The 15,665-nt window shown below is 64.3% G+C and carries 9 protein-coding genes; 7 read left to right on the forward strand and 2 right to left on the reverse strand.

What is annotated here, in order from left to right; translation table 11 throughout:
- Positions 1-130: 130 nt before the first annotated feature.
- On the reverse strand, positions 131-331 hold the full coding sequence (locus tag Q2M23_RS41985; RefSeq protein ID WP_026192767.1) for a DUF3072 domain-containing protein: 201 nt from the start codon (positions 329-331) through the stop codon (positions 131-133).
- Positions 332-392: 61 nt separating this feature from the next.
- Between Q2M23_RS41985 and Q2M23_RS41990 the strand changes: the two genes are divergently transcribed.
- Both Q2M23_RS41990 and Q2M23_RS41995 read left to right on the forward strand, forming a co-directional pair.
- Positions 393-704, forward strand: coding sequence for a hypothetical protein (locus Q2M23_RS41990; protein WP_141342394.1), 312 nt, complete (start codon positions 393-395; stop codon positions 702-704).
- 133 nt (positions 705-837) lie between these two features.
- Positions 838-1,056 carry a hypothetical protein gene (locus tag Q2M23_RS41995; protein WP_016845796.1) on the forward strand — a complete coding sequence of 73 codons (219 nt, stop codon included), beginning with the start codon at positions 838-840 and terminating at the stop codon, positions 1,054-1,056.
- 176 nt (positions 1,057-1,232) lie between these two features.
- Here Q2M23_RS41995 and Q2M23_RS42000 read toward each other — a convergent pair whose 3' ends face one another.
- A complete protein-coding gene (locus Q2M23_RS42000; protein WP_076828855.1) occupies positions 1,233-3,221 on the reverse strand; it encodes a PAS domain-containing sensor histidine kinase in 1,989 nt (662 codons plus the stop codon).
- Between the two features lie 273 nt (positions 3,222-3,494).
- Here Q2M23_RS42000 and Q2M23_RS42005 point away from each other — a divergent pair, with 273 nt between their 5' ends.
- The 5 genes from Q2M23_RS42005 to Q2M23_RS42025 all read left to right on the forward strand — a co-directional run bounded on the left by Q2M23_RS42005 (position 3,495) and on the right by Q2M23_RS42025 (position 15,573).
- Positions 3,495-9,785 (forward strand): HAMP domain-containing protein, encoded by a 6,291-nt coding sequence (locus Q2M23_RS42005; protein WP_141342393.1) that lies wholly within the window; start codon positions 3,495-3,497, stop codon positions 9,783-9,785.
- A 16-nt stretch (positions 9,786-9,801) separates the two neighbouring features.
- Positions 9,802-11,298: a sensor histidine kinase gene (locus Q2M23_RS42010; protein WP_057018673.1), complete on the forward strand. Its 1,497-nt coding sequence runs from the start codon at positions 9,802-9,804 to the stop codon at positions 11,296-11,298.
- A gap of 83 nt (positions 11,299-11,381) precedes the next feature.
- Complete coding sequence (locus Q2M23_RS42015; RefSeq protein WP_168856379.1) at positions 11,382-12,539, forward strand: HlyD family secretion protein; 1,158 nt, start codon at positions 11,382-11,384, stop codon at positions 12,537-12,539.
- Entirely contained in the window at positions 12,536-14,149 is a 1,614-nt protein-coding gene (locus tag Q2M23_RS42020; RefSeq protein ID WP_141342390.1) for a DHA2 family efflux MFS transporter permease subunit, read from the forward strand. Before Q2M23_RS42015 ends, Q2M23_RS42020 begins: the two co-directional genes overlap by 4 nt.
- Before the next feature lie 80 nt (positions 14,150-14,229).
- Positions 14,230-15,573 carry a PQQ-dependent sugar dehydrogenase gene (locus Q2M23_RS42025; RefSeq protein WP_141342389.1) on the forward strand — a complete coding sequence of 448 codons (1,344 nt, stop codon included), beginning with the start codon at positions 14,230-14,232 and terminating at the stop codon, positions 15,571-15,573.
- Positions 15,574-15,665 lie beyond the last annotated feature (92 nt).

Consider the following 15,665-nt stretch of genomic DNA (forward strand, 5'->3'; position numbering starts at 1 on the left):
CAAAGCTCGCACCAAACTGGGGCGCGCCTATCCAGGCATACCCAAAGAGTCAAAATCACTGTGACGAGCTACTAGCTGCGCCGCTATATCAAAGCCTTAAGGGGACGTCCGGCCTGGCTGGCGCGGACGGTCAGAACGAATCCGCCAGCGCGATCTCCGCCTTCAGCGCGTCGATCCGCCGTTCGGCTTCCTCGGACGTCAGGTCGCGTGCGTACTGGTTCGGCTGATAGGCCTCCTCGGCGAGGCTCCTCAACCGCAGCGCCTGGGCACGGGTCATCAGCCCGCCAAGCCGCTCCGCAACCCCACCATATCTTACCGCTGCCACGCTCATTGCTTGCCTCGCTTGCTGGATCGTGACTTGACAATATGTTCTATTTTTGTTCTAACAAGCTATGGACAACAAGATCAATGAAATTCGGCGCAAGATCAGCACGTTGCGAGCTGAGATGACCCTGATCGAGGCGTCGATCAGGGATCAGGTCAACCGCGACCTCGATTGCAGTGAAGCATCCTACCGGCTGATGGCGATGCGAGCCGAAGTGGCCCAACTGGTCGGCCGGTGGAAGGCCGCCGGCGGCGGCGAGCGTCTCCCCACGGTCCGGGAGCGGCTGAGCCGGAGCTTCGAGGACCGCGCCGGCGCGAAGGTCAAGGTGGACAAGGACAAGGCGAAGCCTACGCCCGGTCACAGCAACGCCCGGGTGTGATCCGGGGGTTTGTCCAAAGAAGGGAGCCTCGAACACCGGCTCAGGCCCAAATCAGGTTTCAAGGAAGGAACTGGGACCGCAGGATCTGCATTTTCTTGTGGTGAGAGCCAATACCATAGCATCGCCCAGCGCCATGATCGCCGATCCGACCGCGCCACCGCGGGCATCGATGAATGACGATCGCAGTCCACTGCTGACGCTGATCTCCTGCATCAGCTGCATCAGGACGATGCGGCTCGAGAGCAGCCATCCGGGCAGCGAGGGCAGGGATATTCTTCAGTACCGCTGCGAGCAATGCAGCCGCATCGAGCGGGTGCAATTGGTGCGGCGAAGCTGGCCGGCGGAACGCTAGCCTTTCGATTTTGAACTAGTGTCCCGAATCCGAAGTTCGCATCATTTGCCGCATCTTCGGAGCGAACTTCGAATTCGATAAGGACACTGGCAAACTTATGATTCTAGTGTGCTTTATGAATGCGAAGTTCGTGAAAGTGGCTGCCGCGAAATCGCACGGACTTCGCATTCAGCACACTAGGAGCGGGCTTTCGCCTTTGGTCTTGCCACGACGTCATGCGCGGTGGCATCGAACTCGCTCGAAGCGTTGCCGGATGGCCCGCTCGTCGCGCTGCCGACGCCGTGCCCCGTCAACTTTGCGAGTTCGCGGCTGAGGTCGTGGATGTGGTACGGCTTGCGTAACACCGGAAAGTCGGACCTCACGTCGCGTGCGCTCGCGCTGTAGCCTGTCGTCAGCAGGATCGGCAGCTCGGGCTTTCTGTCCCGGATCGTGCGCGCCAGCTTCAGTCCATCGATCCTGCCGGGCATGACGATGTCGCTGAACACCACATCGATCCCGTTGGCGTCGATTTCCGACAAGGCGGCCTCCGCGTTCGAGGCCCAGCGCACGGTGTAGCCGAGCTGTTCGAGCAGGCCCGTGCTCGCATCGGCGACGGCAGGATTGTCCTCGATCAGCAGGATCGTGGCCAAGCCGGGCGTGCTGTGCCCCGTAGCTGTGCGCTTTGCGGCCGCAGTCCCGCGCGGGAGATAGATGCTGACCGTCGTGCCCTTGCCGAGCGCGCTTGTAATCTCGACCCGGCCATCCGCCTGGTGCGCGAAACCGTGAACCTGGGACAGCCCAAGGCCGGTCCCTTTGCCGACCGGCTTGGTGGTGAAGAAGGGATCAAAGACCTTGTTCATGACATCGTCTGGAATGCCTTCGCCGGTGTCGGTAATGCTGACGACCACCTGGGCGGCTTCCGGGACATTGCGCGCCGCGACGGTCAGCGTGCCGCCGCCGGTCATCGCATCCCGGGCATTGACCACGAGGTTGATCAGCGCGGTCTCAAATTCCGTCGGATCGACGAAGATCGGCCAGAGATCCGGTCCGATCTCCATGTTCAGCTTGATCGCGCCGCCGAGCGCGCTGGTCAAAACCTCTCGCACCGCGGTGATCCTGTCAGCGACGTTGATGGTCTGCGGATTGACACTCTGCCGACGCGCGAAGGTGAGGAGCTGCCTGGTCAGGGACGCGGCACGCTCGGATGCGGTTTCGATCGCGCCGAGTGCAAGCATCCCCCGTTCGCTCATCACCTCGCGCTTGATCCGGTGCAGATTGCCGGAGATGATCATCAGCAGGTTGTTGAAGTCGTGCGCGACGCCGCCGGTCAGTTGGCCGAGCGCATCCATCTTTTGCGATTCCGCAAGCTGACGCTGCACCTGTTCGAGCTTCTGATGCGCGTCGCGCCGCTCGGAAATATCCCGGGTGATCTTGGCGAAGCCGACCAGGCTGCCGTCGGTATCGCGGATCGGATCGATCACGACGCTCGCCCGGAAGAACGAACCGTCCTTGCGGACCCGCCAGCCTTCCTCCACGTAATGCCCGGTCTCTTCCGCGATCTTGAGCGCATGGGCGGGCTTGCCGGCAGCCTGGTCGGCCGGCGTATAGAACCGCGAGAAGTGCTGGCCGATGATTTCGCCGGGCGAATAGCCCTTGATGCGCTCGCCGCCGGCGTTCCAATTGGCGACGATGCCGGCCGGCGTCAGCATATAGAGCGCATAGTCGGTGACATTGCTCACCAGCAGGCGGAACTGGCTTTCGCTGGCCTCGAGATCCGCGCGCGCCTGATGCCGCTCGGTGATGTCGCGGGTGACCATTGTGTAGCCGACGAGCTTGCGCTTCTCGTAGATCGGATCGATGACCACAGCGGCGTAGAATTGCGACCCGTCCTTGCGGACGGACCAGCCTTCGGCCGCTGAGTGCTTCTCCTTCCGCGCCATCTGCAGTGCTCTCGCCGGAACGCCGGATGCGCGGTCTTCGGCAGGATAGAAGACCGAGAAGTGCTTGCCGAGGATCGCCTTGGCCGGATAGCCCGTGATGCGCTCGGCGCCCTTGTTCCAGTTGATGACCCGGCCATCGGGGCCGAGCGTGCAAATGGCGTAGTCGACCACGCCGCCAGCCACCGGCCGACGATCGTGCCGGCTCTCGACGATGCCCCGTTTGAGTTGTTCTGATTTCTTAACCATCACCGATCCTGCCCCCGCCCGAAACGCGCGGGGATGGTCAATGTTCCATGCGAGCACGAGGACCGGGCGATCAGGGCCGGCTCCGTCGTTCCTCGTAAAAGTTCGGCCAACGGTCGGAACTTTTGGTTCCAATCGCGATTAAGGTACTCGGTTTGCGTCACAAATTGCGGCTTTGGCGTTTTCCCGCTTGAATAGATCAAGGGCAGTCATTCTTATGGTCACACTGGCTTTTCCGAGTCTCTGGATTCGCGGCCAGCGCGTAGGGGAAATTACATGACCGATCTCGGTTCGTCGCCTCGTCCCCGTGCTGATACGCGCCGCAGCCAACAATCAAACGGAAGCCTCGATTCCTCGCATGACCTACTGCAGTCGCTGCAGGCGATGCGCGCCGGCGACTTCTCGGTCCGGATGCGTGGCGACTATCTCGGCATCGACGGCAAGATCGCAGACGCCTTCAACGAAATCGCTGCCGCCAACGAACGCATGGCGCAGCAATTGGCGCGCGTCGGCCAGGTCGTCGGCCGCGAGGGACAGACCCGCCAGCGCGTCAATTTCGGCCTCGCCAGCGGCGCCTGGGCCGATATGGAGAGCTCGGTCAACACGCTGATCGACGATCTGCTGTGGCCGACCCGCGAGGTCACCCGCGCGGTCGCTGCGGTGGCGCAAGGCGACCTGCTGCAGACCGTGCAGCTCGACGTCGAGGGCCGGCCGTTGCGCGGCGAATTCCTGCAGTCGGCGAACATCGTCAACACGATGATCAAGCAGCTCTCGGTGTTCACCTCGGAGGTCACGCGCGTGGCGCGCGAAGTCGGCACCGAGGGCAAGCTCGGCGGCCAGGCCCAGGTGCCGGAAGTGACCGGCGTCTGGAAGGACCTGACCGAGAGCGTCAACTCGATGGCCAACAACCTGACCGGCCAGGTTCGCAACATCGCCGAGGTGACGATCGCGGTCGCCAACGGCGACTTGTCCAAGAAGATCACGGTCGACGTTCGCGGCGAGATCCTGCAACTGAAGGAAGCCATCAACACGATGGTCGATCAGCTGCGTTCGTTCGCCTCCGAAGTGACGCGCGTGGCGCGCGAGGTCGGCACCGACGGCAAGCTCGGCGGCCAGGCGATCGTGCCCGGCGTCGCCGGTACCTGGAAGGACCTCACCGACTCGGTGAACGCGATGTGCGGCAACCTGACCGCCCAGGTGCGCAACATCGCCAACGTGACCACGGCCGTGGCGCGCGGCGACCTGTCGCGCAAGATCACGGTCGACGTCAGCGGCGAGATTTTGGAGCTGAAGGACACCATCAACACGATGGTGGACCAGCTCAACTCGTTCGCGTCGGAAGTGACGCGTGTGGCGCGCGAGGTCGGCACCGAGGGCAAGCTCGGCGGCCAGGCCCAGGTGCCCGGCGTTGCCGGCACCTGGAAGGACCTGACCGACAACGTCAACTTCATGGCGTCGAACCTGACTGCGCAGGTCCGCAACATCGCCGACGTCGCGACCGCGATCGCCGGCGGCGACCTCTCGAAGAAGATCACGGTCAACGTGTCGGGCGAGATCCTTCAGCTGAAGGAAACGCTGAACACCATGGTCGACCAGCTCAACGCGTTCGCGTCGGAAGTGACGCGCGTGGCGCGCGAGGTCGGCACCGAAGGCAAGCTCGGCGGCCAGGCCAACGTGCTCGGCGTCGCCGGCACCTGGAAGGATCTGACCGACAACGTCAACTTCATGGCGTCGAACCTGACCGCGCAGGTGCGCAACATCGCCGCCGTGACGACCGCGGTCGCTGGCGGCGACCTCTCGAAGAAAATCACGGTGGACGTGCGCGGCGAAATCCTCGAGCTGAAGGACACCATCAACACGATGGTCGATCAGCTCAACGCCTTCGCCGGCGAAGTGACGCGCGTGGCGCGCGAGGTCGGCACCGAAGGCAAGCTCGGCGGCCAGGCCGAGGTGCGCGGCGTCGCCGGCACCTGGAAGGATTTGACTGACAGCGTCAACTCGATGGCCTCGAACCTGACCGCGCAGGTCCGCAACATCGCTGAGGTCGCGACCGCGGTGGCGAAGGGCGACCTGTCGAAGAAGATCACGGTGAACGTATCGGGCGAAATCCTTCAGCTGAAGGAAACGCTGAACACGATGGTGGACCAGCTCAACGCCTTCGCCGGCGAGGTGACTCGCGTGGCGCGCGAGGTCGGTACCGACGGCAAGCTCGGCGGCCAGGCCGAGGTGCCCGGCGTCGCCGGCACCTGGAAGGACCTGACGGACAGCGTCAACTCGATGGCCGGCAATCTCACGGCGCAGGTGCGTAACATCGCCGAGGTCGCGACCGCGATCGCCGGCGGCGACCTGTCGCGCAAGATCACCGTCGACGTGCGCGGCGAGATCCTTCAGCTGAAGCAAACGCTGAACACGATGGTCGACCAGCTCAACCGCTTCGCGGGCGAGGTGACGCGCGTGGCGCGCGAGGTCGGCACCGACGGCAGCCTCGGCGGCCAGGCCAACGTGCCCGGCGTCGCCGGCACCTGGAAAGACTTGACCGACAACGTCAACTCGATGGCCGGCAACCTGACCGCGCAGGTCCGCAACATCGCGGAGGTGACCACCGCCGTGGCGCGCGGCGACTTATCGCGCAAGATCACCGTCGACGTGAAGGGCGAAATCCTCGAGCTCAAGAACACCATCAACACGATGGTGGACCAGCTCAATGCGTTTGCGGGCGAGGTGACGCGCGTGGCGCGCGAGGTCGGCACCGAGGGCAAGCTCGGCGGCCAGGCCGAAGTGCCCGGCGTCGCCGGCACCTGGAAGGATTTGACCGACAACGTCAACTTCATGGCGTCGAACCTGACTGCGCAGGTCCGCAACATCGCCGAGGTCGCGAGCGCGATCGCCGGCGGCGACCTGTCGAAGAAGATCACCGTGGACGTGCGCGGCGAGATCCTGCTGCTCAAGGACACCCTGAACACGATGGTCGAGCAGCTGCGCTCGTTCGCCGCCGAAGTGACGCGCGTGGCGCGCGAGGTCGGCACCGAGGGACGGCTCGGTGGCCAGGCCGTGGTGCCCGGCGTCGGCGGCACCTGGAAGGACCTCACCGACAACGTCAACCTGCTGGCGGCGAACCTGACCACCCAGGTGCGCAACATCGCCGAAGTCACCACTGCGGTGGCGCGCGGCGACCTGTCGCGCAAGATCACGGTCGACGTGAAGGGCGAAATCCTCGAGCTCAAGAACACCATCAACACCATGGTCGACCAGCTCAACGCCTTCGCCGGCGAGGTGACGCGCGTGGCGCGCGAAGTCGGCACCGAGGGCAAGCTCGGCGGCCAGGCCGAGGTGCGCGGCGTTGCCGGCACCTGGAAGGACCTCACCGACACCGTCAACGTCATGGCGGTCAACCTGACCGAGCAGGTGCGCGGCATCGTCAAGGTGGTGACCGCGGTCGCCAACGGCGACCTGAAGCAGAACCTGACGGTGAAGTCGAAGGGCGAGGTGGCCGCGCTCGCCGACACCATCAACAACATGACCGAGACGCTTGCGACCTTCGCCGAACAGGTCACCAGCGTGGCGCGCGAGGTCGGCGTCGAGGGACGGCTCGGCGGTCAGGCCAACGTGCCTGGCGCGGCCGGCACCTGGAAGGATCTCACCGGCAACGTCAACCTGCTCGCGGCCAACCTGACCTCGCAGGTGCGCGCGATCGCGGAAGTGGCGACCGCCGTGACCAAGGGCGACCTGACGCGCTCGATCCAGGTCGACGTCCGCGGCGAGGTCGCCGAGCTCAAGGACAACATCAACACGATGATCGGCAACCTCCGTCTGACCACGGAGCGCAACACCGAACAGGACTGGCTGAAGACCAATCTGGCGCGCTTCACCAACATGCTGCAGGGCCAGCGCGATCTTGCGACCGTCGGCCGGCTGCTGCTGACCGAGCTTGCGCCGCTGATCAACGCGCATATGGGCGTGATCTACCAGGTCGACAATCCCGAGAATGCGCAGTTGCGCCTGTTGTCGGCCTATGCCAGCGACAGCAGCAATCCGCATCCGCAGATCGTCCAGTTCGGCGAGGGATTGATCGGCCAATGCGCGCTCGACAAGCGTCAGCGCCTCGTCTCCGAGATTCCCGGCGATGCGGTGCCGATCAATTCGGCCTTGATGCGGATCATGCCGAAAAACCTCGTCGTGTTTCCGGTGCAGTTCGAGAACCAGGTCAAGGCGGTGATCGAGCTGTCCTCGATCTCCTCGTTCACGACCTCGCAGATCACCTTCCTCGAACAGTTGACCGACAGCATCGGCATCGTGCTCAACAGCATCGAGGCGACGATGCAGACCGAGGCGCTGCTCAAGCAGTCGCAACAGCTCGCCGGCGAGTTGCAGACCCAGCAGAAGGAATTGCAGCAGACCAACGATCAGCTGGAGCAGAAGGCCCAGCAGCTGGCCGAACGCAATGTCGACGTCGAGCGCAAGAACCAGGAAATCGAGCAGGCGCGGCGCGCGCTGGAAGAAAAGGCGACCGAGCTGTCGCTGACTTCGAAGTACAAATCCGAATTCCTCGCCAACATGTCTCACGAGTTGCGGACACCGCTGAACTCGATCCTGATCCTGGGCCAGCAGCTCACCGAAAATCCCGACGGCAACCTGACCGGCAAGCAGGTCGAGTTTGCCCGCACCATTCACGGCGCCGGCACCGACCTGTTGAACCTGATCAGCGACATCCTCGATCTCTCCAAGATCGAGTCCGGCACGGTGACGGTCGACGCCGAGGAAATTCTGACATCGAGCCTGCTCGAGACCGTCGGACGGCCGTTCCGGCACGAGGCGGAGAACCGGCATCTCTCGTTCAGTATCGATGTCGACGCCAATCTTGCGCGCAGCATGGTCACCGACTCCAAGCGGCTGCAGCAGGTGCTCAAGAACCTGTTGTCGAATGCGTTCAAGTTCACCGCGGAAGGCGGCGTCAGCCTGACCGTGTCGGCCGCGCTCGGCGGCTGGAGTGTGGAGCATCCGATCCTCAATGCGGCGCCCGCGGTCGTTGCGTTCGAGGTGTCGGATACCGGCATCGGCATTCCGCAAGACAAGCAGAAGCTGATCTTCGAGGCGTTCCAGCAGGCCGACGCCGGCACCAGCCGCAAATATGGCGGCACCGGCCTTGGACTGGCCATCAGCCGTGAGCTCGCGGGTCTGCTCGGCGGCGAGATCCATCTGCGCAGTGCGACAGGCAAGGGCTCGACCTTCACGCTCTATCTGCCGCTGAAATATGCCGGCCCCTCGGTGGCACTGCGCCCGCAGGCTCGACCGATCGCGATGCCGCACCCACCGGCGCCGGCGCTGCAGGCGTCGGGCGCGCAGGAGCGTGTGATCGAGCAGCTTCCGGACGACCGGCTCAATCTCGAGCCCGGCGACACCATCCTGCTGATCGTCGAGGACGATCCGCATTATGCGCGGGTGCTGATCGATCTAGCGCGCGACAAGGGCTTCAAGGTGCTGGTCGCAAGCCGCGGTGCCGAAGCTCTGGATCTGGCCAAGCAGTTCCAGCCGAGCGCGGTGTCGCTCGACGTCTTCCTGCCCGACATGCTGGGTTGGACCGTGCTGAGCCAACTCAAGCACAATCCGCTGACCCGTCACATTCCGGTTCAGATCATCACGCTCGACGAGGACCGGCAGCACGCGCTGGCGCGCGGCGCGTTCTCCTTCGTCAACAAGCCGACGACGACGGAAGGCGTCAGCGCTGCGCTGTCGCAGATCAAGGAATACGCCAGACCACGCCGCAAGCGCCTGCTGATCGTGGAGGACAATGCGGCGGAGCAGCTCAGCATCACGGAACTGCTCGGGCACGAGGATATCGAGATCGTGACCACCGGCACCGGGGCAGGGGCGCTCTCGACGATGCGCGAAAATCCGTGCGACTGCGTCGTGCTCGACCTGCGCCTGCCCGACATGAGCGGTTTCGAAGTGCTGGATCAGATCCGCAAGGACGAGACGCTGTCCAATATACCCGTCGTCGTGTTTACGGGCCGGGAACTTTCAGCGGAAGAAGACGCGGAACTGCATACGATGGCGCGCAGCATCGTCGTCAAAGGCGTGGAATCGCCGGAGCGTCTGCTCGACGAAACGTCACTGTTCCTGCACCGTGTGATCACGGAATTGCCCGTCGAAAAACAGAGGATGCTGGAGAAGCTCAATAGTTCTGATGAGGATCTTATTGGCAAGACCGCACTGCTGGTCGACGACGATGCCCGCAACATCTTCGCGCTCTCGAGCGTGTTGGAGCGGCGAGGTATGAAGGTGTTGACTGCGACAACCGGTCACGAGGCCATCTCGCTGGTCGAATCCAATCCCAAGATTGCGATCGTGCTGATGGACATCATGATGCCGCAGATGGACGGTTACCAGACCATCGGCGCCATCCGGCAAAACTCCGCCTTCGCGCGGCTGCCGATCATCGCGCTGACCGCGAAGGCGATGAAAGGCGATCGAGAGAAATGCCTGGAGGCAGGCGCGTCCGACTATCTGGCGAAACCCGTGAACACCGAGCAACTGCTGCTGGCGATCCGCATGTGGCTGCACCGCTGATCGGCGATCGAACATGATGGACCACGAAAAGGTAAACATCCTTCTGGTCGATGACCAGCCGGCGAAGCTGCTGGCCTATGAGGTCATCCTGAAGGAGCTCGGCGAGACACTGGTCGCCGCGTCGTCGGGCCGCGAGGCGCTGGAGTTCCTGCTCAAGAACGAAGTCGCGGTCATCCTGGTCGACGTCTGCATGCCAGAGCTCGACGGCTTCGAGCTCGCGGCGATGATCCGCGACCATCCGCGCTTCCAGAAGACCGCGATGATCTTCATCTCGGCGATCCAGGTCAGCGATATCGATCGGCTCCGCGGCTACGAGATGGGCGCGGTCGATTACGTGCCGGTGCCCGTCGTGCCCGAGGTGCTGCGGGCAAAGATCCGCGTGTTCGCCGAGCTCTACCGCAAGACACGACAGCTCGAACGCCTCAACGCGGAGCTCGAGGACCGCGTGCGCGCACGCACCGCCGAGCTCGAGCAGTCGACCACGCGACTGGTCGAAAGCGAGGCACGCCGCAGCATGGCGATTGCGGCCGGCAAGATGGGCTCGTGGGACTGGGATTGGGTCAACGGCGACTGGATGTGGGACGAGGGGCAATACAAGATCTTCGGCGTCGACCCGAAATCCTTCAAGCTCACCTCCGACAATATACAGGCGCTGTTTCATCCCGACGATGTCGAGCACCTCCGGCAAGCCTGGACCGGCTTCGGCAAGGGCCAGACGTCCTATGAAACCGAATTCCGCGTCATGCGGCCGGACGGCGAAGTGCGCTGGTGCGTCGGTACAGCCGCGGCCACCAGCGACCGCAACGGCAAGGTGGTACGGGTGAGCGGCGTCACCGTCGACATCACCGATCGCAAGAAGGCCGAGGAGCGGCAGAGCCTGTTGACCCGCGAGGTGGACCATCGCGCCAAGAACGCGCTCGCGCTGGCACAATCGATCGTGCGGCTGACGCGCGCGCAGAACGTGACCGCCTATGTGCGGGCGGTCGAGGGCCGCATCACAGCGCTGGCACGCGTTCACACCGTGCTGTCGCTGTCGAGCTGGCAGGGCGCCGAAATCCGGCGGCTGGTCGCCGAGGAGATCGCGCCGTATTCGGAAGCCGGACAGATCCAGATCGATGGCGAAGAGGTGCAGTTGCAGCCCGCGACCGCGCAGACCTTGGCGCTGGCGCTGCATGAGCTCGTCACCAACTCCGCCAAATACGGTAGCCTGTCGGTGCTGTCGGGCCGGCTTGCGATCACCTGGGAACTGCACGACGAAACGTTGATCCTGGCCTGGGTGGAATCCGGCGGACCTCCCGTGACCAAGCCGAAGCAGAGAGGTTTCGGCACGAGAAGCGTCATCGCCAGCATCGAGACCCAGCTCGGCGGCCGCGCCGACTTCGATTGGCGCACCGAGGGCCTGGTGTGCCGGCTCACGGTTCCGCTCAAGGCGCTGGCTGGAGAGCCCGCGGCCTACCGCGATTTGTCGACGGCCGAGCAGCGCCAGCCCATGGTCAGTTCCAGGGCCGTGTAGCGCCTCCCATCGAACAGGAACCAAGCGCCGGACGCTGCGGTTAACGGGGCTTGATCGCTCCATTCGTGGCTTGAGGTGCTGCCTTGGATGCCCAAACCAGAGAGCGCGGGCCGTCCGGGGAGAAGCCGCGGCAGCCCGAGCGCAACCCCGAGCAAGGATCGCGACCCGACCGCGGATCCGCGCCACAGCAGGAAACCGAGCGCAAGCCATCGATGCGCGACCGGCTGCGCGAGCACTGGCTGCTTGCCACAGTCGGCGCCTGTCTGCTCCTGCTCGCGATCATGGGTGGCGTGAGCTATTGGCTCAACGTGCGTCACTATGAATCGACCGATGACGCGTTCGTGGCCGCACGCAGCTTTGCCGTGGCAGCAAAGGTCGGCGGCTATGTCGTCGAGGTCCCCGTCACCGACAACCAGCACGTCAATGCCGGCGATCTCCTCGCGAGGATCGACGAGCGCGACTACAAGATATCAGTCGATCAGGCCAGCGCACAGGTCGCGGTCGCAGAGGCCAATATCGCCAATGTCGAGGCCCAGATCGACAGCCAGCAGGAGCAGATCAAGGAAGCCAAGGCGCAGCAGCAACAGGCCGAGGCGCAATTGAAGTTCGCGCGGGAGGAGGCGGAGCGCGCCCAGAACCTCGTCGAAAAGGGCGCGGGCACGGTGCAGCGGCAGCAGCAGACCCGCTCGGATCTCGACGCCCAGCAGGCCAATGCCAGCCGCGCCAGAACGGCAGTGACTGCCGCTGAGCTCGGCGTCAAGACGCTCGAGGCTCAGCTCAAGAGCAGCAAGGCATCGCTGGAGCAGGCGCAGGCCCAGCTCGATCAGGCCAAATTGAACCTGCAATATACCCGCATCGTCGCGGCGCAATCCGGACGCGTCGTCAAGCTGAGCGGCGCGGTCGGCACCTATGTGGCGCCGGCCCAGAGCGTCATGATGTTCGTTCCTGACGAGGTCTGGATCACCGCCAACTACAAGGAAACGCAGCTGACGGACATGCGGCCGGGCCAGCCGGTCGAGATCAGGATCGATGCGTATCCGGGGCGCAAGCTCACTGGCCGCGTGGCTTCGGTTCAGCCGGGCTCGGGCACTGCGTTCAGCCTGCTGCCGGCGGAGAACGCGACCGGCAATTTCGTCAAGGTCGTGCAGCGCGTTCCCGTGAAGATCGTGATCGACAATTGGCCGAATGACGTTCCGATTGGGCCGGGCATGTCGGTCGTGCCCTGGACCAGGGTGCGATGAGCGACGTTGCGGCAGGCGGCGGCGCAGCCTGGTCGCCGGAGCGTTCGGCTGCCGGCGGACATAATCCTTATCTGATTGCCTTCGTCGTCTCGATCGCGACCTTCATGGAGGTGCTGGACACCACGATCGCGAACGTGGCCTTGCGCCATATCGCGGGCGGCCTGGCCGTCGGCATCGACGAGAGCACCTATGTGATCACCAGCTATCTGGTCGCCAACGCGATCGTGCTGTCGATCTCGGGCTGGCTCTCGACCGTGATCGGCCGCAAGCGCTTCTACATGATCTGCGTCGGCACCTTCGCGTTCGCGTCCCTGCTGTGCGGGCTTGCCTGGAGCCTGGAGGCGCTGGTTCTGTTCCGGATCATCCAGGGCCTTGGCGGCGGCGGGATGGCGACGAGCGAGCAGGCGATCCTCGCCGACTCCTTTCCGCCGGCCAAGCGTGGCCAGGCGTTCGCGATCTACGGCGTCGCGGTGGTGGTTGCTCCCGTGGTCGGGCCAACGCTCGGCGGCTGGATCACCGATACCTATAGCTGGCACTGGATCTTTCTGATCAACGTGCCGATGGGCTTGCTCTCGCTGTTCCTGGTCGGGACGCTGGTCAAGGAGCCGTTCGGCGCCGAGCAGGAGCGCAAGGAGCTCCTCAAGGACGGCCTGCGCGTCGACTACATCGGCTTCGTACTGGTCGCGATCGGGCTCGGTTCGCTCGAATTCGTGCTCGACGAAGGCCAGCGCAAGGACTGGTTCGGGTCCAACATGATCGTCGGCTTCGCGCTGGCCTCTGCGATTTGCCTGATCGCGCTGATCCCCTGGGAGCTGACGCGCAAGGACCCGATCGTCGATCTCCGCCTGCTGGGACGTCGCCAGTTCGGATCGTGCTTCCTGGTGATGCTGTGCACCGGCGCGGTGCTGATCTCGTCGACGCAGCTCCTGCCGCAGCTGTTGCAGACCGAGCTGAACTATACTGCGCTGCTTGCCGGGCTCGCACTGTCGCCCGGCGGCGTCGTCACGCTGATCTTGATGCCGGTGGTCGGCCATCTCGTCAGTCGCGTTCAGCCGAAATATCTGATCGCGATCGGCGGCTGTATCGTTGCATTCTCGATGTGGCACCTGACGGGACTGAACGGCGACATCACCTATGGCTATGCTGCGCTCGCACGCATCTTTCTCTCCGCCGGGCTTCCGTTCCTGTTCTTGCCGGTCACGACAGCGTCATATGACGGCGTGCCGCCGGATAAGACCAACCAGGCCTCGGCGCTGATCAACGTCGCGCGCAACATCGGCGGGTCGATGGGCGTCGCACTCGCGCAGACCGCGCTGGCGCAACGCCAGCAATTCCACCAGAGCCGACTGGTCGAACATGCCGCGCCGTCCGACATCGGGTATCAGCAGACCATCGACACGATGACGCGCTTCTTTGAGGCACAGGGGTCGAACGCATCGGACGCCGCGTCCCAGGCGGTCGCCTGGGTCGGCCAGACCTTGCAGCGGCAGGTCGACCTGCTCGCCTATATCGACGTGTTCTGGATGCTCTCGATCATCGGCCTCGTGATGATCCCGCTGGCGCTGATCATCAAACCGGTCGATCTGACGGCGCCACCCAAGGGACATTAGAGCAGACGACATTGTGAACGCGGGAGCGGCCGAACCACGCTATGAACGGCGTGGCCGAAGGGAAATCGCGCGAGGAGCATATGCCCAGGACGAGTCTTGTCGGTGCGGGTCTGTCGGTCGTCTTCCTCGCGGCGATCAGCATCACGCGGTCGGGCGCCGAGCCCGTGCTGAAAGGCGCGGAAGCCTTCGGCGACTGGCAACGCGACAAGCCGGGCACGGTGCGCCTGATCACGCCGCAGGACTTGCCCAAGCCCGGGGCAACGGCGTCGAGCAGCAAGTTTCCGCGCGTCATGCCGAGACCTGCGTCGGCCGCGCCGCAGGTGCCGGCAGGGTTCAAGGTCGAACTGTTTGCGAGCGGGCTCAGCGGTCCGCGGATCATCCGGACCGCGCCCAATGGCGATATCTACGTGGTGGAAACGGGCTCCGGCCGCATTCGTATCCTGCGCAGCGCCGAGGGCGCCACCAGGCCTGCGACCAATGAAGTCTACGCAACCGGCCTGAACCAGCCGTTCGGCATCGCGTTCTTTCCGAGCGGTGACAATCCGCAATGGCTCTATGTCGCCAACACCGACAGCGTCGTGCGATTTGCCTACCGTAACGGCGATCTCAAGGCGTCGGGAAAACCCGAGACGATCGTCGCCCGGCTGCCGCCCGGCTACGGCCATTCCACGCGTGATATCGTGTTCACGCCGGACGACAAGCGGATGCTGGTGTCTGTCGGCTCCGCCGGCAACGCAGGCGAGGGGCTGGGTCGCCCGCCGAAGGGCATCGAGGCCTGGAGCCGCGACCATGCGCTCGGCGCTGCATGGGGCGACGAGACCGATCGCGCCGCCGTGCTCGCCTTCGATCCTGATGGCAAGAACCAGAAGCTGTTTGCCACGGGGATCCGCAACTGCGTCGGACTTGCGATCCAGCCCGGAAGCGGTACGCCGTGGTGCTCGACCAACGAGCGCGACGGCCGCGGCGACAACCTCGTGCCCGACTATGTGACGCGGGTCCGCGAAGGCGCGTTCTACGGCTGGCCCTGGTACTACATCGGCGGCAACGAAGACCCCGCGCATGCCGGCGCGCGGCCCGACCTGAAGGACAAGGTGACGGTCCCTGACGTGCTATTGCAGGCCCACTCGGCGTCGCTTGGCCTGACCTTCTACACCGGCAGCAGTTTTCCGCCGGAATATCGCGGCGATGCTTTTGCTGCCGAACACGGCTCGTGGAATCGGTCGAAGCGCACCGGCTACAAGGTCATCCGCATCAGGCTGAAGGACGGCGTGCCGACCGGCGAGTACGAGGATTTCGTCACCGGCTTCGTCATCGGCGACAATGAGGTCTGGGGCCGTCCGGTCGGTGTGACGGTCGCGCGCGACGGCGCACTGCTGGTCTCCGAAGACGGCAACGGCACGATCTGGCGCGTCAGCCGCGACTAGCGCTGCAGGCGGCGCGCGCTAGGTGGTGTGGACTCTAAGGATTCCCTTTTGAGAGCAAATCAGATTCAAGGCTTCTTTTTGGGAGGCGGCCT

Source organism: Bradyrhizobium sp. 33ap4 (assembly GCF_032654765.1).
Lineage (GTDB): Bacteria > Pseudomonadota > Alphaproteobacteria > Rhizobiales > Xanthobacteraceae > Bradyrhizobium > Bradyrhizobium australafricanum.